This is a genomic window from Haloarcula sp. NS06 (assembly GCF_051122755.1).
GTDB lineage: Archaea > Halobacteriota > Halobacteria > Halobacteriales > Haloarculaceae > Haloarcula.
Genome location: NZ_CP184844.1, coordinates 1,011,069 through 1,032,356 on the forward strand (window position 1 = coordinate 1,011,069; position 21,288 = coordinate 1,032,356).

The window sequence follows — 21,288 nt, forward strand, 5'->3', positions numbered from 1 at the left end:
ATGGGCCATGTGGCGTCGGGTGTTACAGTCCTCTGTGTCGATGACGAACCGTCGTACGCCGACCTCATCGCGACACATCTCGAACGCAGCGACGAGGCGGTCAACGCCACCGGGGTCATGAGCGCTACAGACGGACTGTCGTATCTGGACGAGCACGACGTGGACTGCATCGTCAGCGACTACGATATGCCCGGTACCGACGGACTGGAGTTTCTAGAAACGGTCCGCGCCAGAGACCCGGACATGCCGTTTCTGCTGTTTACAAGCCAAGGGAGCGAGGCGCTCGCGAGCGAGGCAGTCTCGGCCGGTGTCACCGATTACATTCAAAAAGCGCACGGGACCCAGCAGTACGCCGTGCTCGCGAAGCGAGTCCGAAGCGCAGTTGAGCGAGTCAGAGCCAAAGCAACAGCCAACGCCGCACAGGCACGGACGAAACGGATTCTCGACGCGACGAGCGATGCGGTCCTCGTCAGCGTCGCCGACAGCGTCGTGTACGCGAACCCGGCGGCAGTTGATCTGTTCGGTGCCGCCGACAGCGACGAACTCCGCGACCGAGCGCTGACTGAACTCGTCGAGCCAACGGCGGACGGCGGAGTCGAGACCGTCGAAAGCGTCGTCGAAGACGACCAAACGGCCGGCCAGGTCAGACGGATGATACGGACGCTCAGCCGGCAACAGCGTTCAGGCCAGCATCACAGCGTGTGACGTGACCTGGGACGGCAACGACGGCACAGTGTCCGTCATCAGCGACCGGAGCGATACAGACAAGCGCGAGCAGCGACTCGAAGCGCTACACGAGGCCACCCGGCAGTTGATGGCCGCCGAAGTCCACAACGAAGTCGCCGGTATCGGCGTCAACGCCGCCGCAGAGATCATTGGACTCGACGTGAACGCCGTCCACCTCGTCAATGATGACGGACAGTTAGAGCCCGTCGCTGCGACCGCATCGGCCCGGGAGTTGGTCGGTGATCTCCCGACGTTCGAGTCGGGCGACAGCATCGCCTGGCGGGTGTACGAACGTGGCGAGGCGACTGCGGTTCCCGACGTGCGGCTGGAAGCAGACGTGCAGAACCCCGAGACACCGATACGCAGTGAACTGTTTCTGCCACTGGGCGAGTACGGCATTCTAATCGCCGCATCAACCACCATCGACGCCTTCGACGAAGCAGACATCGTCGCTGGACGGGTTCTCGCGGCGAACATGGAAGCGGCCCTTGCCGCCGTCGAGCGTGATAAACAGCTCCGTGACCGTGAGCAGGAACTGTCGACGCAAAACGACCGTCTGGAACAGTTCGCGACAGTCGTCAGCCACGACCTTCGAAACCCATTGAACGTCGCTATCGGTCGGCTGGGTGCATTGAAAGAGGAATGTGACGACGACAACATCACTGCGATAGAGCAGGCACTCGAGCGGATGCAGGCGTTGATAGACGACCTGCTGTTGCTGGCCCGGACCGGCGACAGCATCACCGAGATGGAAACGATAGCACTGGGAACGGCAGTCGAGGACTGCTGGGAGGTCGTCGATACCGGCGACGCGGCGCTGGTGGTCGACACCGACCGCAAGATACAGGCAGACGCAACGCGGCTCAAGCAGTTGCTTGAAAACCTTATCCGAAACGCCATCGAGCACAGCGCCACGGACGAGCAGATGCAGTCTGGCGGTGCCAGCGACTACGACGGTCCGGGCGTGACAATAACGATGAGTGCGATTCCAGGTGGATTCACCGTCTCGGATGACGGCCCGGGCATCCCCGAAGCCGACCGGGAGACGGTGTTCGAAAGCGGCTACTCGACGACGACTGACGGGACCGGATTCGGGCTCTCAATTGTCTCACAGATCGCCGCTGCGCATGGCTGGACAGTCACCCTCACTGAAAGTGACACCGGCGGCGCATGCTTCGAGTTTACTGGTGTCGACGTGGTGTCGGAAGAATAGGGCGCTTAGCTTTCGGGGCGCTACTCGTCGACGGGCGCAAACCGGTGGCGGACGACATCGCTGTCGTCGTCCCACTCGAAGCTGCCGTGGACTTTCTTCATTCGGTTCTTGTACGCAGCGAGGTCCTCTGACCCCTCTCGCTGTGCGTCCTCGTCAGTCATGTCGCCAAGCGTCCGGTGTGTTACGTCTGTCACCTCAAACTCGGTGCCGTCGATATCGAACGTGTCGCCCTCATCAGCGTACTGGTGACCACGGTGCATCTGAGTGACCCGCCCCTCAGCGGCCATCTGCTGGACGTGGTCGTTGGGCAGAATCTCGCCGGCGTCAATCTGTGCCATACCGAAACTGTGTCCGGGACGCTCAAAAACATGACTCGCAACAGTTTGGGGCGCGATTGAACGCGCTTTTACGCTCCGGCCGTCAACGGAACCTATGAGCCATCCCTTCGAGGGTCTGCCGACGACGCCCACTGCCGAGGAGCTCGTGGACAAAGCCTTCTCGCGGGCGTCACGCGCCGGCGGGGCCAAGGACGGGAACGAAGCCCAGCAGTCGATGCTGATGACGGCGTCGAACATCGCCTCCGACAACATGGAGAACGTGGTGACCGCGTGGCCGACGATTGACGACCTCGACCCCTTCTACGTCGAACTCGCCGACGCCGTTGTCGGCGAGGCCTACCCCGCGGACGACGACCCCGGTATCGACGCGCTGAAACAGCACCTTTCGGAGATCTCGTGGGCCGCCGACAAGGTCGTCGAGATCCGCCAGGAGTACGAGAGCCGCGTCGCCCGCGGCGATATCGACACCGCCCGGAAGCTCCGCAAGCAGGCCTTCGCCCGTATCGCCGACGTCGTCGAGGAAGTCGAAGACGACCTCGCCGCCGTCTCGACCGCACACAACGCCCTCAAAGACATCCCCGACATCCGCCCGGACGAGCCAGCTATCGTCGTCGCCGGCTACCCCAACGTCGGCAAGTCGTCGTTCGTCAACCGCGTTACGCGGGCCGACAACGAGATCGCTTCGTATCCGTTTACCACGACGCAGATCCGCGTCGGTCACTTCGAGGACCAGCGCATCCGCTACCAGCTCGTCGACACACCCGGCCTGCTCGACCGGCCACCGGAGGACCGCAACGAGATCGAGTCACAGGCTGTGAGCGCGCTTGAACACCTCGCCGACGCAGTCCTTGTATTCATCGACCCGAGTGGCGAGTGTGGCTATCCGCTCGCGGACCAGCTGGAACTGCGAAACGCCATCGAAGCGCGCTTCGACGTGCCGGTGCTGACCATCGCAAACAAGAGCGACCTCTCGACGGACGTGGAGGCCGACCACTACATGAGCGTCACCGAAGACGACAACGTCGACGGCGTGTTGCAGGCCGCTATCGACGCGGTGGACTACGAACTCGAACTGCCGTTTGACGAGTAGCGAGACGCCGACCATCGGGAGGCGTCTCGAAAACGCCGAGCGGGGAGCGCAGCGACCCACGAGGGTACGGTTGCCGTCGCGAGGCTGTCGTCATCGGAAGATGACGTGTAAAAACGGCCAAGCAGAAGCCGCAGTGGTGAGTAAGAACGGCTTATTCTAGTTCGTACGTGACACTAACGGAGGCGTCGACAGTGACATCGCCGGGCTGGATGTTCGTGCGTCCGCCGGCATCACTGGCAGCCATCGCTTCCGCGTACACGACGGGGCGGCCGTGGTCGCTGGTCTGGACCGTGACAGCGTCACCGACGGATCGATCCTCCGCAGCGGCGACGACTTCGGCGTCCGTCCGAGCGTTGTCCATAGCGGTCGTCAGGGCTTCTTCACGGGCGTCCTGTCGCGTCTCCTCGCTCAGTGAGTAGCGCACGCCCTCGACACGATCCGCGCCGGCGTCGACTGCGGCATCGATGAGTGTCCCGGCAGTCGAAACGTTGCTCGTTTCGGCCTCGACGGTGTGGATCGCCACGTAGCCCACCTGTTCGCGACCCTCTCGACTCTCCTCGTACTCGGGGCGGATCTGGAACCGAGAGGAGGTCACGTCTGCGCCCTCGGCTTCCAGCGCCGACGTGATGGCGTCAGCGTCGCCGCTGAGGTTGTTGCGCGCCGCTTCGGCGGTCTCACCGCGGCCCACGGCGGCGACGGTGACAGTTGCACGGTCGGGCGCGCGTTCGACGGTCGCATCGGCGTTGACGCTCACGGTCGAATTCGTTGACGGTGCGACGGTTCCAGTATCCGCGAGTGCGAATCCAACGCCACCGGCGACGAGCAATGTCAGCACACCAGCGATTGCGAGTGGTCGTGATACCATATCATCTCCGACACACCCAGCGGTATTTATGCCGTCGAACGCTCAAAGTCGGTTTTGAGCGTCAGCCGTTCCGTTCAACAGTGACATAGTGAACTTCCGTCGCAACGTCTCGGCCGGCCGCGTCGTCAGCCGCGATATCGATCTGGTCGGCAAGCAGTGGTTGCTCCGCATCCGGCGGCAGACCGACGGTGACAACGACGCGGCGCGGCCGCTGGAAAATGGCAGTGTTCGTCGACTCGACTTCGACCGACAGGACACTCGCCGGCGGGTCGACGCTCCCCTCAATGCCCTCGCGGATGTCCGACTCCGTCGTCGCTCGCTGGTAGGAGTCCAGCGTCACGCCGCCCAGAAACGCCGACAGGACGAGTATCGAGACGGCGAGGACGCCGATGCGTTTGACGGTCGCCGACCGCGCGTTGCTCTCCTGAAACCAGTGTTCCGGGCGGTAGCCCTGATACCAGAGTCCGACGAGCACTGCGAGGTTGATCGAGAGGACGTTCACCAGCAAAAGCACGGCAGACCCGAGACTGACGAGCGGCTGGCCCCAGGCTATGCCGATGCCGACCGTAGCCGCCGGCGGGATGAGTGCGACGGCAATCATGACGCCGACGAGTGCCGTCGAGACGCCGCTGGTGAGGCTGACAACGCCGGCCGCACCAGCACCGAGTGCGACGATAAGCGAGAGGAAGTCGGGCGCGACCCGCTCGCGTATCTGGCCGACCGAGGTCACGTCGGCGAGCGGCGGAATGACGTTGGCGTACCGGACGAGCAGGGCGAAGGCAGTCGCGCTTGCGACGGCAAGTCCGAGCCCGATAGCCTGGAGTTTGACGCCACGGGCGAACATCTCGTTGTCGTCGACGACGGTCCCGACGTTGGCAGTCATCGCCGGCCCGATGAGCGGCGCGATCACCATCGAACCGACGACGACAGCCGGGGAATCGAGCAGGAGCCCGGCAGTCGCGATAATCGCGCTGATGATGGTCATGAGCGCGTAGTTCGACAGTGAGGGGGCGAGGTCCTTCGCTTTCGATGTGAGCTCTTCCCGGGCGATACGGTCCTCGTCTTCCTCCTCAGCGTACGTCTCCTCTAGCTCCTCGAACTGGCTAGAGATGACAGTGTTCGCGTCCACGATGACAGTATAGCCGTCGTCGCTGATACCGACATCCCGCAGCTCTTCGAGGACTGGTTCAAGCGCGTTGGTCGGGACTGGGAAGGTGACGACAGCGGTGAACTCCCGACCGCTCGTCTCGTCGGTAAGCACGTAGTCGATGCCCTCCTCGGTCAGCACGCCCAAGACGGCATCGCGCTTCCCGGTCGGAATCAGTAGCTGTACCAGCCGCACGGCTCCGGCTGGGACCGCCGACAATAAAAAGGCGGCTAGTCGGTGGGTCGCAGGTACAGAGCAAGCGGGAAACGCGGTCGTGAATCCGGACACTGTCGGTCTCTGCAAAACGGACGCGCTTTTCCCCGCTGGCGGAGTATACGGGGTATGTTCGAATCACGACCAGACCGGGACGCCGAGGTGGTGCTCATTGGTCGGTCAAACGTCGGGAAATCGACGTTGATGCGCGAGATAACGGGCCACACGTTCGACACGGGCCAGCGGCCCGGCGTCACGCGTTCGCCAAACCACTTCGACTGGGCCAGCGCCGACTTCGTTATCAGTGACCTCCCCGGCTTCGGGTACATGAAAGGCGTCCCCGAAGATGTCCGTGAGGAAATCAAGACCGACGTGGTTCAGTACGTCGAGCGAAATGCCGAGCATATTCTCGTCGGTATTCTCGTCGTGGACGGCAAGTCGGTCATCGACATCATCGACCGCCACTCCGGCCCCGACGAGATTCCACACGACGTGGAGATGTTCCATTTCCTCCGGGAGGTTGGCGTCGAACCGGTCGTCGCCGTCAACAAGATGGACAAGGTCGACGAGAAGGATGAGCGGTTGAATGAACTCTGTGATCGGCTCGGATTGCACCCGCCGTGGCAGCAGTGGCAGGAAACTATCGCACCGATCAGCGCAAAGCGCGGCACCACCGAGCCGCTGAACGAGACCGTCCGACACCACCTCCATGAGGCCCAGCGGGACGACCTGTTTCAGTTCTTTTAAGCGGCTAAACCGTTCATAACCCAGCCTTACCCGAAAATCCACCGCGTGACAGCAGGACACCGGCGTTTGCCATCATGCTTTGTCCCAGAACATATGTGCGACTTTCAAGCACTAATTATTCATTAGAAGTGAACCATGGCATCTTGTCGTATATATAACAATATGCAGTAGTCGCGTACAGACGAGCACGATGAGTCAGATGATTGTCTATCTCGGTCCGACGCCGGGCCAGCATCTATCGAGGTGGCTATGAACCAACGCTCGTATGACTTCTTTGGCGACGTTGTCGTGACTGTTCTCGGGGACGGTGGGCGGACGAGCCGGCAGTATCGGAAGATGTACGATCAGTTCGAGACCGACACGCCCGCGAACGACCCCGACATCGTCATTGAGGAGACGACAGACGAGGTCCACGCGGAGGTCGTTCTCGGTGACCCCGACGACCATTACGCTTGGACTGGCGATGAGTTCGTCATCCGAAACGGGGCGGACTTCATCGCGGTCACGCCGGGCTGGCAACACATTCGAGTGACACGCGGTTTTGAGCCGTTTTACTCCATCTATCCGGTCGAGTTCCGTATCCGACAGCAGCGGGCTGCGCGACAGCAGGCACTGATACACGCGTCAGGCGTACGACTCAACGGCCAGACGACGCTATTCCCGGCCTGGCGCGGAGCCGGCAAGACCAACACGTTGCTGTCGCTGTTGCGCGAGGGTGCGGACTTCCTCTCCGATGACCGGCTCTGGGTCGGCGCGGACGGCACGGCTGTCGGCTACCCGCTCGGTGTGAACCTCCAGCCGTTCAATATCGAGTCGTTCCCCGAAATAAAACGACAGCACGACACAGAGCGGGACCGACTACGCAGTGAACTCCACGGGTTTATCGACGAACGAGTCGATAGAGCCGGTTCGTTCCCGGAAACGGTACTCAACTTCCTGAACGAGACGTTTCTCGGCGACGACAGCCGGGATTTCACGAATATCTCAGACCTGTATCCCCGTTCGGAGCACGTTGAGCAATCGACGGTCGACAACGTCGTGTTCCTCCAGGCCGCACCAAACGCTGACACAATCACTGTGGAAGGCATCTCGACCGACACCGCGATGTCGGCCACATCGTCTATCTGTAACTTCGAATGGGATGGACGACTCAGGGAATACTTCCACGCCTACGATTCACTCGTTGATGACGGTTCGATGGTCGCCGCCCTCGATGCGGTCGTCAAACAGGAGCGAGCGACGTTCCGGGAACTGTTCGACGACGTCGCGACCTACCGCGCATACATCCCCCGGAAACGGGACTGGGGCGACCACAATCTCGACACCGCCATCGTTGAGGCCGTCGAGTCGCTTGACTCCCCGCGTGTGATACAGGCCATGGATTGAGCCGAGTATCGTATATGCGTCGTGAAAACGGAATGAAACCGCGACATAACCTGAGAGTGACATTGAACCCCCCGGCTATGAGTAGATGGATAGTTGCGACAAAGCGTTCCCGTTGTGATAGCACCGAAAAGCAACGGCATACTCGCAGTAACCGAGCAATAACTAATCGCCGTTCAGCGAACGGGTCTGTGTTCGAGAGCCTAGCAATGTATCGATTATATGCCGAGACGGCCGACCGATGGCAGACGCGAGAGTCCCATCGTGGCGGGCGAGACAACGGATGGATCATAAGGAAGCAGTCGGGTTGCACCCTGACTCACCGCAGGATCTGTGCCGGGTGTGCGTATGGACAATAGCGACAGGTTCGAACGGTCGGCCACGACGACCAGACGAAGGGTGCTCAAAGGCATCGGTGCTGGCGTGAGTCTCACCGCGCTGGGAACCACTGTCAGCACCGGCCAGCAGTCAGACTACTGGACGGTTGTCGCACTGCCGGACACGCAGGTGTACGCCAAAGAGGGGACGCCCTACGCCAAGGATCAGACGCAGTGGATCGCCGACAACGCGGACGCGGAGAACATCGCGTTCGTCAGCCACGAAGGCGATGTGGTCGACCACGGCGACGACGACGCGGAGTGGCAGTACATGGATGCGGCCATGTCCACGCTCGATGGAGTGGTCCCATACGCTACCGTGACGGGTAATCACGACTACGCGACACTGTGGGACCGGAATTCCTCTATTGCCAAGTATCGGGAGTATTTCGGCCCGTCGCGGTACGATGGCCGGGACTGGTTCGGCGGGGCAGGCCCGACCAACGGCGACGAAGATCGAGACAACCTCAGCACCTACCAACTGTTTTCTGCCGGCGGCTACGACTTCCTCCATCTCGCCTTAGAGTGGGAGCCGCCGGGAACGGTGGGCGACCCGTCGACAACGCTGGGCTGGGCTCAGAGCGTCCTCGACCAGTATCCGAACCGGGCAACGATACTTACGACGCACTCGTATCTCCGCGACGAGCCACAGCGACGGACCCGAGAGTTGCAGGAAGCGAGCGAGGTCGGCAATACGGGTCAGACCGTCTGGGAAGACCTCGTCTCCCCAAACGGTCAGATATTCATGATTCTCTGTGGCCACTGGCACGATGGGGCGGGCAAGAGCGGCGGGGAGGCCCATCAGGTGTCGACAAACGGCGACGGCACAGCAGTGTACGAGCTGCTTGCGAACTACCAGTTCCGAAACGACGGCGGGCATGGTCTGCTTCGCCGCATCGAGTTCCGTCCGGGGGACGGTTCTGACGCCCCGGACCGGATCCAGGTCCGGACATCCTCGCCGAGCACAGACGAGGAACAGACCGACGACGACTCGCAGTTCGGGTTCGACCTCGACTTTGACGCCCGGTTCGGTTCGTCGTCCAAGACACCGGAACCAACGGCAACACCCGAGACGCCAGACGGACCGACGGCGACATTCCAGCAACGGACCGATGGCTACAGCGGGACGACTGACACGGTGATACGCGCTGCCGATCCAGAGGCGAGCTACAGCACTGCTGAGACGCTGTCTATCAGCGGCGGCGGCCCGGAGGGCTCGGGCAGTAGCACGCAGGCACTCCTCCGGTTCGATGGTATCATCGGTACAGACGGCGGGCAGATACCGCCCGGATCGGACGTGAAACAGGCCACTGTAGCGCTGGAAACATCGGACAAGGGTGATGGCGCAGCCGTCCACCGACTGCGAACAGACTGGAGCGCCGATTCAACGTGGGCGTCGCTGGACGGCGGCATCCAGGCGGACGGGTCCCAGGCCGTCGCCGATGCGGTCACACGAACCGATGCGGTAGAGACAGGTGAGACTTCGATTGATGTGACAGCGAGTGTGGAGGCATGGGCAAACGGTGCACAGAACGCAGGATGGGTGTTTCGTCCGCTCGGAAGCGACGGCTGGGATATCCAGAGCGCCGACAGCGACAGACCACCAACGCTGACCGTCAGCTACACCCCCGGAGAAACCGTGGCCGGCGATGCCGACGGCGACGGTGACGTTGACACTGGCGACGTAGACCGGATCCAGCGGTCGGTCGCCGGCGAGGACAGTGATATCGACCGGGATGCGGCAGACATCGACGGCGACGGTGATGTCGACATCGGCGATGCCGTTGCCGCCCAGAACTTGGCGGGAGGGGACCAATGAGAGCCAGCCGAACGCTTGTTATCGCCGTTGCCCTGACGGTCGTAGTCGGAACGCTCCCGGTGGCGGTCGCCACACTGGCACCGGGATCTGCAAGCGCGATTTCGCTCGGTGACACAGTTTCGGGAGCGCCCGACGACGCGATCTCCGTTGCGCCCGGTGAAACAGTCACCGTGCGGGTCTGGGCCAACACAACAGCAGTGCGTGGCTACCAGACCAACGTCACGTTTGACCCCACCATCGCGGAGATTGACAGCGTTGCCGGCAGCGACGACTTTGACAGCCCCGTCACGAACGTGAACAACGAGGCCGGCTGGGTCGCGTTCAACCAGCTTCGGTCCGAGGAGACAGACGACCCAGTTCTCGCCGAAATCACCCTCACAGTCCCGGCGGATGCGACCGGGACTACACAGCTCGCCTTCGTCGAAGCGGACACGAAACTGTCGAACAGCGACGGCGAGACTGTCGCACCTGAAGCGTTCAACAGTATTGAGCTACGTGTCGACAATGGTTCGGCGACTCCGACAGACACCGCGACACCGTCAGAAACGGACACGGCAACGGCTACGGAAGCAGTGACCGACACTGATGGCGGCGAAGATGGAAACGGTACTGACGGGTCTGATAGCAGCAACGACGGCGGTAGCAGCGATAGCGACGATGATGATGACAACGACAGTGGGGGCGGAGGCGGTGCTGTCTCCCCACCTGAACCATCGTTCTCAGTCATAAACACGTCGCTCAACAGAACATCGGTCGCGCCTGAACAGTCGGTCATGGTGTCCGGAACCATCGAGAATGCCGGTGACAGGGACGGGACGTTCGAAGCGCGTATCTATGATAACGGAACAGTGACTGGGAGGAATGCGAGCGTTGAGGTCCCGGACGGAGAACAGCGGCAGGTGAACCTCACAGTCCGGTTCAATACATCTGGTGTCCACGCCGTGAAACTCAACACAACCAGTGTGGGTAACGTAACCGTTCGAGCGGCAAACAGTACTACGAATGGGACGACGAATTCAGCCGGAAACGAGACCATGACTGAGACAGCAGCTAGGACCGTATCATCGACGCCAGGTTCGACAGCGTCGGCCACTGTAACCGACACCGAGACGGCCACCGCATCGCAGACTGCTGCACAGACGACAGCCTCGGACACCGGGACCAGCACGACAACGCCCGTTTCGGATACGCAGACGGCAACAACGGACGGCTCTGGCCCCGGCTTCAGTCTCACCGCCGTTGTCGTCTCGCTATCGCTATTGCTTGGCTGGCTCGGCCATCGACGGGACGGGAAGCAGTGACTCACGACGGCCGCCACGGCTACAGATAGCCAGTCGTTTCGACCACAGTCTACACGGTGAAAAGCTCAGCCCGGAAGCGGGTGTTACGACAGCCGGTTTTTGCGGAGAACATTCCTACGAGAAAATACCAGACGACCATGCAGATAGGGTGAGAGGGCCGCGTACCCGCAACAGCAACGATATGTGATCAGCTCGAAGTTCGCAGTACGCCAAGTGTGACGCTGTCGCTGCTCCATCGAATTCTACATGACGAAAATCTGGTATGGACTCGCCGGGATTTGAACCCGGGGCCTCTTCCTTGCGAAGGAAGCGATCTGCCACTGATCTACGAGCCCGCGTGGTCTGCCACTCGAACGCGGAGTTATAAAAACCCTGCGCGTGAGAGCGGCCTTCGATAGCGATTCACACTGTCCCGGCCAGCGGTTCGGACGGGTGGCACACCGACGCTGTCGCGAAGCGACAGCCCTCGGGGATCAGTCCTCGAGGACGATCTCGATGGAGACGTCGTTGGGAACCTGGATGCGCATCAGTTGGCGCAGTGCCCGTTCGTCGGCGTCGATATCGATGAGCCGCTTGTGGACGCGCATCTCCCAGTGTTCCCACGTCGCAGTCCCCTCACCGTCGGGGGATTTGCGGCTGGGAACCTCCAGCGTCTTGGTTGGGAGCGGAACCGGACCGGAGAGTTCGACACCGGTCTTGTTCGCTATCTCCCGCACGTCCGCGCAGATGTCGTCAAGGTCCTCGGGGCTTGTGCCCGCGAGCCGAACGCGTGCCTGCTGGGACATACGTTATCGCTCGTTGACGCTGAGGACTTTGCCGGCGGCGATGGTCTGACCCATGTCGCGGATAGCGAACGATCCGAGCTCCGGGATCTCGGAGGACGGCTCGATGCTGAGTGGCTTCTGTGGGCGGACCGTCACGACGGCGGCGTCCCCGTTCTGGATGAAGTCGGGGTTCTCCTCGGCGACCTCACCGGAGGACGGGTCGATCTTCTTGTCGATGGACTCGACGGTACAGGCGACCTGTGCCGTGTGAGCGTGGAAGACCGGCGTGTAACCCTCGGTGATGACGGACGGGTGCTGCATCACGACGATCTGGGCCTGGAAGGTCTCGGCGACCGATGGCGGGTCGTCAGCCGGACCACAGACGTCACCGCGTCGGATGTCGTCCTTGCCGACGCCACGGACGTTGAACCCGACGTTGTCACCGGGCTCGGCCTTCGGGACTTCCTCGTGGTGCATCTCGACGGTCTTCACTTCACCGGAGACATCAGACGGCTGGAAGCTGACGTTGTCGCCGGTGTTCAGGATACCCGTCTCGACACGGCCAACCGGGACCGTCCCGATACCGGAGATGGTGTAGACGTCCTGAATCGGCAGTCGGAGCGGCGCGTCCGTCGGCGGCTCCGGAGCCGGCAGGTTGTTGAGTGCTTCCAGCAGGATTTCGCCGTCGTACCAGTCCGTGTTCTCGGATTCCTCGGCGACATTGTCGCCTTCGAACGCCGAGAGCGGAATGAACTTGGCGTTGTCAGGGTCGAAGCGGACCTGCGTGAGGAGATCCTTGACCTCTTCGACGACCTGCTTGTACTCAGACTCGCCGTAGTCGACGAGGTCCATCTTGTTGACACCGACGACGAGTTCGCCGATGCCCAGGGTGCGGGCCAGGAACACGTGCTCCTGAGTCTGCGGCTGGACACCGTCGTCGGCGGCGACGACCAGGACAGCGTTGTCTGCCTGGGACGCGCCGGTAATCATGTTCTTCACGAAGTCGCGGTGACCAGGACAGTCCACGATGGTGAAATCGTAGGCGTCAGTGCTGAATTCCTGGTGGGCGATGTCGATGGTGACACCACGCTCACGCTCTTCGGCGAGGTTATCCATGACGTAGGCGAACTCGAAGCCGCCCTTGCCCTTCTCCTCGGCTTCTTCCTTGTGCTGTTCGATGACGTGCTCCGGTACCGATCCTGTCTCGTACAGGAGTCGGCCGACGAGCGTGCTCTTCCCGTGGTCGACGTGGCCGATAATGGCCAGGTTCTGGTGTTGTTCGTCGCTCATTGTTATCTCTCACGCGCAGAGGCGCTGTATCGGGTTTATTAGCTGGTGGTTCATAAAACGATTTCGAAAGCGTGTAAGCGTCAGGCCGTCGCTTTCTTGCGATTCGGCACTCCATGGCATGGTAGTGTGGCACCTGATAGCTTGGGCAGAGAAACGACCGATACCAGCAGTCACAGCCGAATTACTGTCTTTTGGAGTGGCAAGCAGACTAGTAGCTGTGAAAGACTGCGAATGCAGAGGGCAATGTGGTCGCGCTGGAAATTCTGCTATCCCGTTACAGTCGACCGATATCAGCGAGTACCGCGCTCGCCGTCTCCGGCCCGCCAGCACCGCGGCCGGAGATGTTGAGCTGGCCGGCGTGTTCAGTCTCTAGCTGGGCAATATTCCGGGTCCCGGAGACGGCAAGCGGCGCGTTGTCCGGAACGAGCCGCGGGCCGACACGGACGGATCCTTGAACGACCTCGGCGATAAGCCGGACGGTCCGACCGTCCGCCCGCGCGAGTTCGAGCGCGCTGCCGGAGATTTCCTGAATCCCAGTCACTTCAGCGTCGTCGAGCGTGTACTCCGTTTCATCGTCTGACAGGACGTTCGCGATGATGACGCCTTTCAGCGCTGCGTCAGTCCCATCCACATCGAAGGTCGGGTCGGCCTCGGCGACGCCCAGATCCTGCGCTTCCGCGAGGACGTGCTCGTAATCGAGGCCCTCGGTCGCCATCCGCGAGAGGATGAAGTTCGCCGTGCCGTTGAGCACCCCGCGGACGGCAGTGATATGGCTCGGGTCAAAGTCATCGATGGTCGAGAGGACCGGCATCGCACCACCGACAGTCGCCTCGAACAGCACGTTCCCCTCGCTTTCGCGTTCCAGCGCACGAACGTCGGCGTACCGCTCGGCGACCGGACCTTTGTTCGCCAGCACAGCGTGGCGGTCCCGCTCGAGCGCGGCTTGGATATGGCCGAAGCCGGGTTCGGCGTCACCGAGCGTCGTCGGCGTCGCCTCGACAAGCACGTCGTACTCGGCCGAAAGCGCGTCCTCGGGTGCATCGTTCCCGACCACGCCGTCGGTTCGCTTCCGGTCAAGCACTGCAGCAGTGTCGATACCGGCGCTATCGACGACGGCGCTACTGGAGTCAGCGAACGCGGTGACCGAGTGGCCGTGATCGCTCGCCAGTTCGGCGACAGAGGAGCCGACGGCGCCGGCTCCGATAACGGCGAGTCTCATGCCTCACCTCCCGCGGCGAGCGGTTCGATGACGTGGAGTCCCTTCTCGTCAGCAACAGCACGAATGGCGGCCATCGTCTCATCGACCGCCCCTTCCTCCGTCGCCAGTCGGATGCGCGCGCTGGAGGCATCGTCCGTGCCCTCGGGTGCCGACAGCGAGAGATCGGTTACGGTCGCGTCCGTCGATTTGTGAATCCGCGAGAGCGTATCAGAGAGGTCGGTGTTGACGAGGTGGCCGGTAAGAATGATCGTCAGCGCCTCGCTGTACTGCTCGGCCCCGGCCTGAATGACGTTGATGCCCGCGTCCCGGAGTGCATCGACGATTCCGTCGAACCGATCGGGGGACGCCTCCAGGTCGACCTCCACGGGGATGTGTCCCCGCGGGGTCACGTTCCCCCGCTCGTGGAAGATAGAGAGGAGGTTCCCGCCGTTGTTGGCGATGGGCTCGAGCGCCCGCAGCAGTTCGCCCGGTTCGTCGACCAGTTCCAGCCGAACTGTGTAGGACCGTACCTCGTCGGTCGAGTCGCTCATCGCCCGCTCACCTCCTGAGTATCTCGGCTCATTGTGGATGACTCAGCAGGGGCACGTATAAGAAACCGTTCGTTTGGTCTCAGGGCAGAAAGCGGTCGTACAGGTCGTCGATCCACTCGTTGTACGCCTCGCCGCGAGTCGATCCCCAGGGGTTACGTGAGAAGTAGTACATCGCTGCGAACATTCCCGCAAGTGTCAACGCCAGCCCCGTCGGGAGGACGAAACTCCAGATGAGCGTCGACGTACCGGCGATGACAGCAGCCACGAGAAGGTCCACAATCTGATGCAAGCGGTCACTCATGTCAAGCCGTTCAACGCCAGTAGACCTAAACGTGGGGCACAGCCGGTACTCGTGACGGACACAGACACCTGAACGCTACGTTTTTTTGCCTAAGGACAGAGCGATTCGCATGTGTACGCCCTCCAAACTGCATCAGTGTCGATAGGCGGAGCGTTGCTCGTCTTCGGGCTTTTCGCCGTCATCGGAGCGGGCATCGGTGCACTCGGGAGTGCAGTCGCACAACGACTCTCGAATCCCGTCGCTAGATACCGGCAGTTGTTCCTCGGCATCGTTCTCCCGTTCACGCTGCTGTCGTACGTCATCTTTCTGTTATTCGGACTCGGCCATTTGATTGCCGGCGGACAGACCGGAGTCGTTGGAGCGGTGCTGGCGACGTTCGCCGAACTGCTCGCCGCTGGCATCGTCGGGCTGGCTGCCTACGCGCCGGCTGTCCCGGGCATCCGCAGCGTTCGGGATATCAAACTCTCGACCAGTCAGGCGGTCATCCGGATGGGTCGGTACATCCTTGGAATCACTCTGCTGGTGACTGTCGTCGTCGCACCGCTTGAGTCCGGACTGTCGTCAGTTGCACTGTTGGCTCTCGTTGCCGCTTTCGGTGTCGGCGTACAGATCATTTCCCCGTGGTTCATCCCGCTAGTGCGGTCGGTAGATGATCCGGACGACCAGACAGCGGAAACACTAGACCGACTCAGAGAGCGCGCGGGACTGACCGTCCGCGACGTTCGGGTGTTGGATACAGAGCAGGAAGGAACCGCGAACGTGATTGTCCGCGGAGCCCCAGGCTACCGTCGCCTGTTCGTGACGAGCACGTTCCTCGACGCGTTTGACAACGAGATGGCAACGGCCCTGCTCGCAGTTCAGGCTGGCCGTCAGGAGGCCCGTGTGCGTGCTCGACTCATCGGCGGCCTGCTCATCGCGCTGGTCCCGGTGTTCGTGGCACTGGCCGACATCGGCCCGCTGTGGCCCCTCGTCGGTGTGAGTCTCGGACTCATCGTCGTCAGTCAATGGGTCACTCGCCGCGGTGTCCGGACAGCCGACGACTACGCGGCCGAGCGCGTTGGCCCGGATACCGTCGCAGATGCCCTCGAACGGTACGCCGACATCCACGACATGGAGCCGCCCCGACGGCGACTCGCGAACCCGCTCTCGAAATCGCCGCCGCTAGGGAACCGAATAGACCGATTGCGGGCGCAGACAGAAGCACAGTAGCGGAAGACAAGTTCGAACGCAACAAAATCAGACGGAGCGGAGGTGACACGCATACCGCGCGAGCGGAGGGAGCGCGGTTTCACTCCGAGCGCGTTCGTAGAACGCGACTCGGAGGTCGTTTTTAGCGTGGATTTTTACGAACCCGCTCCCCGCAGCGCGCTCTATGAGCGCGCGAGGAGAGGGGGTGACGTAAAAAGGTACTTAGAAGTAGTCGATGGCCGGGTTCAGTTCCTGCTTCATCCCCTTGCGCTCGCGGATCTCGCTGATCTTGTCAGGCTGAAGGTTGTCGGCAAGGACCTGGAAGCCAGCGTTCTCGGTGTTCCAGGAGGCACGGCCCTCAGTGGCGGAGCGGATGTCCGAGGAGAAGCCGATCATCTCGTCAACTGGGGCGACGCCTTCGACGACCATCAGGTCGCCTTCCTGGTACATGTCGTCGACGCGGCCACGGCGGCCCTGAATCTCGCCGCTCGCAGCGCCCATGTGGTCGTTGGGCACGTCGATGCGGACCTGCTGAATCGGCTCCAGCAGCTTGATACTGGCGTCAATGAGGGAGTTGTGCACGGCCTCGCGGACAGCCGGGATAACCTGGGCCGGACCGCGGTGGATGGCGTCCTCGTGGAGGCGAGCGTCGTGGAGACGGATGAGCGACCCCTGTACCGGCTCGGACGCGAGCGGCCCGTCGTCGAGGGCTTCTTCGAGACCTTCGATGACGAGCTCCATCGTCTCGTTGAGGTGCTGGATACCCTTCGTCTCGTCGAGCAGGATGTTGGTCCCGTGGATGTGCTCGATATTCTGGGAGTCGTCCTTGTCCATGCCGGCCTCCTGCAGCGCTTCACGGCGCTCCAGTTCTGGCATGTCCATCGACGCTTCGCCCATCTTGATTGTCTCGACGATGTCCTCGCCGAGCGGCTCGATGCTGATGTAGAAGCGGTTGTGGTTGTTCGGCGACCGACCTTCGACTTCGCGGCTGTCTTCCTGCGGGGCCTCGCGGTAGACAACAATCGGCTCACCGGTGTTGATCGGGATGCCCTGGTTGCGCTCGATACGCTGACCGATGACTTCCAGGTGAAGCTCACCCTGGCCGGAGATGAGGTGCTCGCCGGTGTCCTCGTTAATTTCGACCTGGATGGTCGGGTCTTCCTTCGCGACCTGTTGGAGCGTCTCGATGAGCTTCGGCAGGTCGTCCATGTTCTGTGCCTCGACGGACTTCGTGATGACCGGCTCCGAGATGTGCTCGATGGACTCGAACGGCGTCATCTCTTCGCTTGAGACAGTGGAGCCAGCGATGGCGTCCTTGAGGCCCGTGACGGCGGCGATATTCCCGGCGGGAACGTGCTCGACTTCCTCGCGCTCGCCACCCATGTAGATACCGACGCTCTGGATCCGGTTCTTGCCCGCGGTTCCGGAGACGTACAGCTCCTGACCCTTCTCCAGCGTGCCGGAGAAGACACGACCGGCGGCGATCTCGCCGGCGTGAGGGTCGACACCGATGTCAGTAACCATCAGGACGACTTCGCCGTCCTCGTTGACCATCGCCATGTCCTCGGCGAGCTGGGATTCGGCGTCGCCACGCCAGATACGCGGAACGCGCATCGGCTGGGCGTCGACAGGGTTGGGGAAGTGCTCACACACCATGTCGAGCACCACGTCGGACAGCGGCGTACGCTCGTGGAGTTCTTGGCGGTTGTCGTTGCGCTCAAGCTCCATGATTTCGCCGAAGTCCATGCCGGTGCGCTGCATCGACGGCATCGAGACACCCCACTTGTACAGCGCGGAGCCGAAGCCGACAGTCCCTTCCTCGACAGAGACCGTCCAGTCCTCGATGTCGTCCATCTCCTCGGTCATGCCGCGGATAAGGTCGTTAACGTCCTGGATGACCGCGAGCAGGCGCTTCTGCATCTCTTCGGGGCCTTCCTGAAGTTCGGAGATCAGGCGGTCGACCTTGTTGATGAACAGCGTCGGCTTGACGCCCTCACGGAGCGCCTGCCGGAGCACCGTCTCGGTCTGGGGCATCGCGCCCTCGACGGCGTCGACGACCACCAGCGCGCCGTCGACGGCACGCATCGCACGGGTCACGTCGCCACCGAAGTCGACGTGGCCGGGGGTGTCGATAAGATTGATGAGGTGGTTCTGGTCCTCGTACTCGTGGGTCATCGAAACGTTAGCCGCGTCGATGGTGATCCCACGTTCCTGTTCGTCTTCTTCGGTGTCCATCGCCAGCTGTTCGCCGGCGGTGTCGTCGGAAATCATGCCGGCACCAGCCAGCAGATTGTCTGTCAGTGTCGTCTTTCCGTGATCGACGTGAGCAGCGATGGCGATGTTCCGGATGTGCTCCGGATCGTCCATCAGTGTCTCACATTCTTGGACGATTTTCTTACGTCGGCCCATTATACAGCTTTCTATCAACAGCAGGGTCAAAAGGATAGTGTTTCACTACGGCCGTGACCGCTCGAAATTCGGCCGTTCGCGTGGCATGGTCTGGCATTCCGACCCGTCGATAGCTAAAGGCGTATGCTCAGCGATTATAATTATTTGCAGGCAGATGAGTAATGATTGCAAAGGTATTAGCGCCAGCCAGCGGACGGGAGCGTATGACTCGACAGCCACACATAGACACGGTCGCAGTCGATACTGAGACGGCGTCAGCAGTAGGGGATGTCACGCTCCCGATACACCTCTCCTCGACCTACGAACTGGCCGGGCTCGACACGGACCTTTCTCTAGAGGACATCGACCCGGGGGAAGGAGAGTTCCTCTACTCGCGACTGTCGAACCCGACCCGACACGGCCTCGAACAGGAGTTAGCCGCGCTCGAGGGCGGAGATCGGGCCTATGCGTTCAGCTCGGGGACGGCAGCCGTTGCGACAGCAGTGTTCTCACTGGTCGAGCCGGGTGACCACGTCGTTGCGTTTGATGACCTGTACGCGGGCACGCGGCGAATGTTCGAAACGCTGTTCCGGGATCAGCTTGGGGTCGACGTGGAGTTCGTCGATGCGACCGATGTCGACGCTGTAGCGGCCGCGATGACACCGGCAACAGAACTAGTCTGGGTCGAGACTCCGACGAACCCGGGTATCAGACTGTGTGACATCGACGCGATTGCGGCCGTCGCTGCCGACTACGACGCGACGGTCGGCGTCGACAACACTTTCGCAAGTCCGTACTTCCAACAGCCACTGTCACTCGGTGCAGACCTCGTGGTCCACAGCACAACGAAGTACCTCAACGGCCACAGCGATGCTGTCGGCGGCGCGCTGATTACCGACGACCCCGAGGTCGCCGAGCGGGTCGAGTTCCGCCAGCAGATCGCGCTCGGGAATATGCTCGCCCCGTTCGACAGCTATCTCATCTCGCGGGGCATCAAAACGCTGGGCGTCCGGATGACTCGCCACGAGAACAACGCCATGGCCCTCGCGCAGTACCTCGAGGACCACGAACGCGTCGAGACAGTCCACTACCCGGGGTTAGAGATCCACCCGCAGCACGACCTCGCTCGCGAGCAGATGCAGGGCTTTGGCGGCGTGCTCTCGTTCGAACTGACCGGAGACATGGCCGACGCAAAGCGCTTCCTCGAAGCGTTAGAGACGGTGACGCTGGCAGTCAGCCTTGGCGGCGTCGAAAGTCTGGCGGAGCTTCCGGCGGCGATGACGCACGAACCGCTCTCACCGGCGGCACGGAACGATCTCGGCATCTCTGATACGCTCATCCGCCTTTCGGTGGGGATCGAGGACGTCGAGGACCTCCGGGCCGACCTGGAGCGCGGTTTCGCGGCGCTTGAGTCCTGAGCACTGCGTGCGAACCCTGCCCCCACCCGTGGATTAATAGCTCTGTGGCCCATGAGAATGTGACACATGGATGTGCACGTGCAGGGTGGGCCGGCCGAACCGTTTCTCGGAGCGAGGGACCTCTTCTCGACGGAACACGACCTGAAACGACCAGTGACTGTCCGGGTCCGGGAGGACCCTGACGAGCGTACCCGCGTCAGCCACAGCGATGACGCTCACAGGCTGACAATCTCCCGTCAAGCCGCGACGAGCGCGATGGCCCGCGAACTGGCGTTACACGAATACGCGCACATGCACCACCACGAACGCGGACATCCGTCACACACACAATCGACGCGGGAAGCCATCTACCTCGCATTGGCGGGGCGCTCGGTCGAACAGCGAAAGCTCACGCACTGTTACCAGATCGCCAACCACATGAAAGACGTCTACGCCGACGACATCTGGATGCCGGTGGTGCCCGGCGACAAACTGGTGCCGTTTCTGGAAGCCAGCCTCGCGGCTGCCGTCGCGGACCGGCCCGACGACCCACCGACATGGGACCGCTCGGCATCGCCGACTCGAGTGCGACATCTAGGCGAACCGGCCGCACGGCTGACACCAGCTGCAGACCCGGATATCACAGCCGTCAACGCGGCGTTCGCCCTTGCGCTGTGTGAGCGCCACGACCTAGTCGAGACGGACCACCGGCTGTACGACCTCGCCCACGCCGCGGCCCAAGACGCCGAATCGATCGACCTCGCGGAGTTCAAGCACCACTTCGCAGCACTCGCGCCCGAGCCGGACGAGTCCGAGTTTCGGAAGGCGCTCGTCGACGTGACTCGCGCGTACGCTGGCGGCGGCGGCCGCGCAGCAGACTGAAGCCGAATGCGCTAGTGCTGTCTGATTCACTGACGATCGGTGTTGTCACACGCAGGCGATGGCCTCGTTGCCGTCGACTGCAGGCTTCGCTCATGCGCGAATGTAGATTA

Annotated in this window: 17 protein-coding genes, 1 tRNA gene and 1 pseudogene; 9 read left to right on the top strand and 10 right to left on the bottom strand. The window is 62.1% G+C overall.

Going from position 1 to position 21,288, the window contains the following annotated elements; translation table 11 throughout:
• Positions 1-1,939: pseudogene (locus ACODNH_RS08955) on the top strand (response regulator).
• 20 nt (positions 1,940-1,959) lie between these two features.
• Here ACODNH_RS08955 and ACODNH_RS08960 read toward each other — a convergent pair.
• Entirely contained in the window at positions 1,960-2,277 is a 318-nt protein-coding gene (locus tag ACODNH_RS08960; RefSeq protein WP_306709489.1) for an ASCH domain-containing protein, read from the bottom strand.
• Between the two features lie 94 nt (positions 2,278-2,371).
• Between ACODNH_RS08960 and ACODNH_RS08965 the strand changes: the two genes are divergently transcribed.
• Positions 2,372-3,367 carry an NOG1 family protein gene (locus tag ACODNH_RS08965; RefSeq protein WP_005537191.1) on the top strand — a complete coding sequence of 332 codons (996 nt, stop codon included), beginning with the start codon at positions 2,372-2,374 and terminating at the stop codon, positions 3,365-3,367.
• Between the two features lie 151 nt (positions 3,368-3,518).
• Here ACODNH_RS08965 and ACODNH_RS08970 read toward each other — a convergent pair whose 3' ends face one another.
• Positions 3,519-4,232, bottom strand: a complete 714-nt coding sequence (locus tag ACODNH_RS08970) for an SIMPL domain-containing protein (RefSeq protein ID WP_306709492.1) — start codon at positions 4,230-4,232, stop codon at positions 3,519-3,521.
• 61 nt (positions 4,233-4,293) lie between these two features.
• Positions 4,294-5,574 carry a TIGR00341 family protein gene (locus ACODNH_RS08975; RefSeq protein ID WP_306709493.1) on the bottom strand — a complete coding sequence of 427 codons (1,281 nt, stop codon included), beginning with the start codon at positions 5,572-5,574 and terminating at the stop codon, positions 4,294-4,296.
• 147 nt (positions 5,575-5,721) lie between these two features.
• On the opposite strand from ACODNH_RS08975, the gene engB reads away from it, so the two are divergent.
• The 4 genes from engB (at position 5,722) to ACODNH_RS08995 (ending at position 11,219) form a co-directional block, all read left to right on the top strand.
• Positions 5,722-6,339 (top strand): GTP-binding protein EngB, encoded by a 618-nt coding sequence (engB, locus tag ACODNH_RS08980; RefSeq protein ID WP_306709495.1) that lies wholly within the window; start codon positions 5,722-5,724, stop codon positions 6,337-6,339.
• A gap of 249 nt (positions 6,340-6,588) precedes the next feature.
• Entirely contained in the window at positions 6,589-7,725 is a 1,137-nt protein-coding gene (locus tag ACODNH_RS08985) for a hypothetical protein (protein WP_306709497.1), read from the top strand.
• 345 nt (positions 7,726-8,070) lie between these two features.
• Entirely contained in the window at positions 8,071-9,918 is a 1,848-nt protein-coding gene (locus ACODNH_RS08990; protein ID WP_306709499.1) for a DNRLRE domain-containing protein, read from the top strand.
• A complete protein-coding gene (locus tag ACODNH_RS08995; protein ID WP_306709501.1) occupies positions 9,915-11,219 on the top strand; it encodes a cohesin domain-containing protein in 1,305 nt (434 codons plus the stop codon). The genes ACODNH_RS08990 and ACODNH_RS08995 overlap by 4 nt, the downstream gene beginning before the upstream one ends.
• A gap of 263 nt (positions 11,220-11,482) precedes the next feature.
• On the opposite strand, the gene ACODNH_RS09000 is transcribed toward ACODNH_RS08995, so the two are convergent.
• The 6 genes from ACODNH_RS09000 to ACODNH_RS09025 all read right to left on the bottom strand — a co-directional run bounded on the left by ACODNH_RS09000 (position 11,483) and on the right by ACODNH_RS09025 (position 15,323).
• Positions 11,483-11,554, bottom strand: a tRNA-Ala gene (locus ACODNH_RS09000).
• 138 nt (positions 11,555-11,692) lie between these two features.
• Positions 11,693-12,004 carry a 30S ribosomal protein S10 gene (gene rpsJ, locus ACODNH_RS09005; RefSeq protein WP_004590697.1) on the bottom strand — a complete coding sequence of 104 codons (312 nt, stop codon included), beginning with the start codon at positions 12,002-12,004 and terminating at the stop codon, positions 11,693-11,695.
• Positions 12,005-12,007: 3 nt separating this feature from the next.
• Positions 12,008-13,273: a translation elongation factor EF-1 subunit alpha gene (gene tuf / locus ACODNH_RS09010; RefSeq protein ID WP_005537153.1), complete on the bottom strand. Its 1,266-nt coding sequence runs from the start codon at positions 13,271-13,273 to the stop codon at positions 12,008-12,010.
• A 274-nt stretch (positions 13,274-13,547) separates the two neighbouring features.
• A complete protein-coding gene (locus ACODNH_RS09015; RefSeq protein ID WP_306709506.1) occupies positions 13,548-14,492 on the bottom strand; it encodes a homoserine dehydrogenase in 945 nt (314 codons plus the stop codon).
• Complete coding sequence (locus tag ACODNH_RS09020; protein ID WP_306709508.1) at positions 14,489-15,022, bottom strand: amino acid-binding protein; 534 nt, start codon at positions 15,020-15,022, stop codon at positions 14,489-14,491. The genes ACODNH_RS09015 and ACODNH_RS09020 overlap by 4 nt, the downstream gene beginning before the upstream one ends.
• 79 nt (positions 15,023-15,101) lie before the next feature.
• A complete protein-coding gene (locus tag ACODNH_RS09025) occupies positions 15,102-15,323 on the bottom strand; it encodes a hypothetical protein (RefSeq protein WP_306709510.1) in 222 nt (73 codons plus the stop codon).
• A gap of 153 nt (positions 15,324-15,476) precedes the next feature.
• Here ACODNH_RS09025 and ACODNH_RS09030 point away from each other — a divergent pair, with 153 nt between their 5' ends.
• Positions 15,477-16,532: a peptidase gene (locus tag ACODNH_RS09030; RefSeq protein WP_306710465.1), complete on the top strand. Its 1,056-nt coding sequence runs from the start codon at positions 15,477-15,479 to the stop codon at positions 16,530-16,532.
• 201 nt (positions 16,533-16,733) lie between these two features.
• On the opposite strand, the gene ACODNH_RS09035 is transcribed toward ACODNH_RS09030, so the two are convergent.
• Complete coding sequence (locus ACODNH_RS09035; protein ID WP_058994061.1) at positions 16,734-18,920, bottom strand: elongation factor EF-2; 2,187 nt, start codon at positions 18,918-18,920, stop codon at positions 16,734-16,736.
• A 203-nt stretch (positions 18,921-19,123) separates the two neighbouring features.
• Between ACODNH_RS09035 and ACODNH_RS09040 the strand changes: the two genes are divergently transcribed.
• Both ACODNH_RS09040 and ACODNH_RS09045 read left to right on the top strand, forming a co-directional pair.
• Positions 19,124-20,317, top strand: coding sequence for a trans-sulfuration enzyme family protein (locus ACODNH_RS09040; protein WP_306709514.1), 1,194 nt, complete (start codon positions 19,124-19,126; stop codon positions 20,315-20,317).
• 66 nt (positions 20,318-20,383) lie between these two features.
• Positions 20,384-21,178 carry a DUF5781 family protein gene (locus ACODNH_RS09045; protein WP_306709516.1) on the top strand — a complete coding sequence of 265 codons (795 nt, stop codon included), beginning with the start codon at positions 20,384-20,386 and terminating at the stop codon, positions 21,176-21,178.
• Positions 21,179-21,288: the final 110 nt, after the last annotated feature.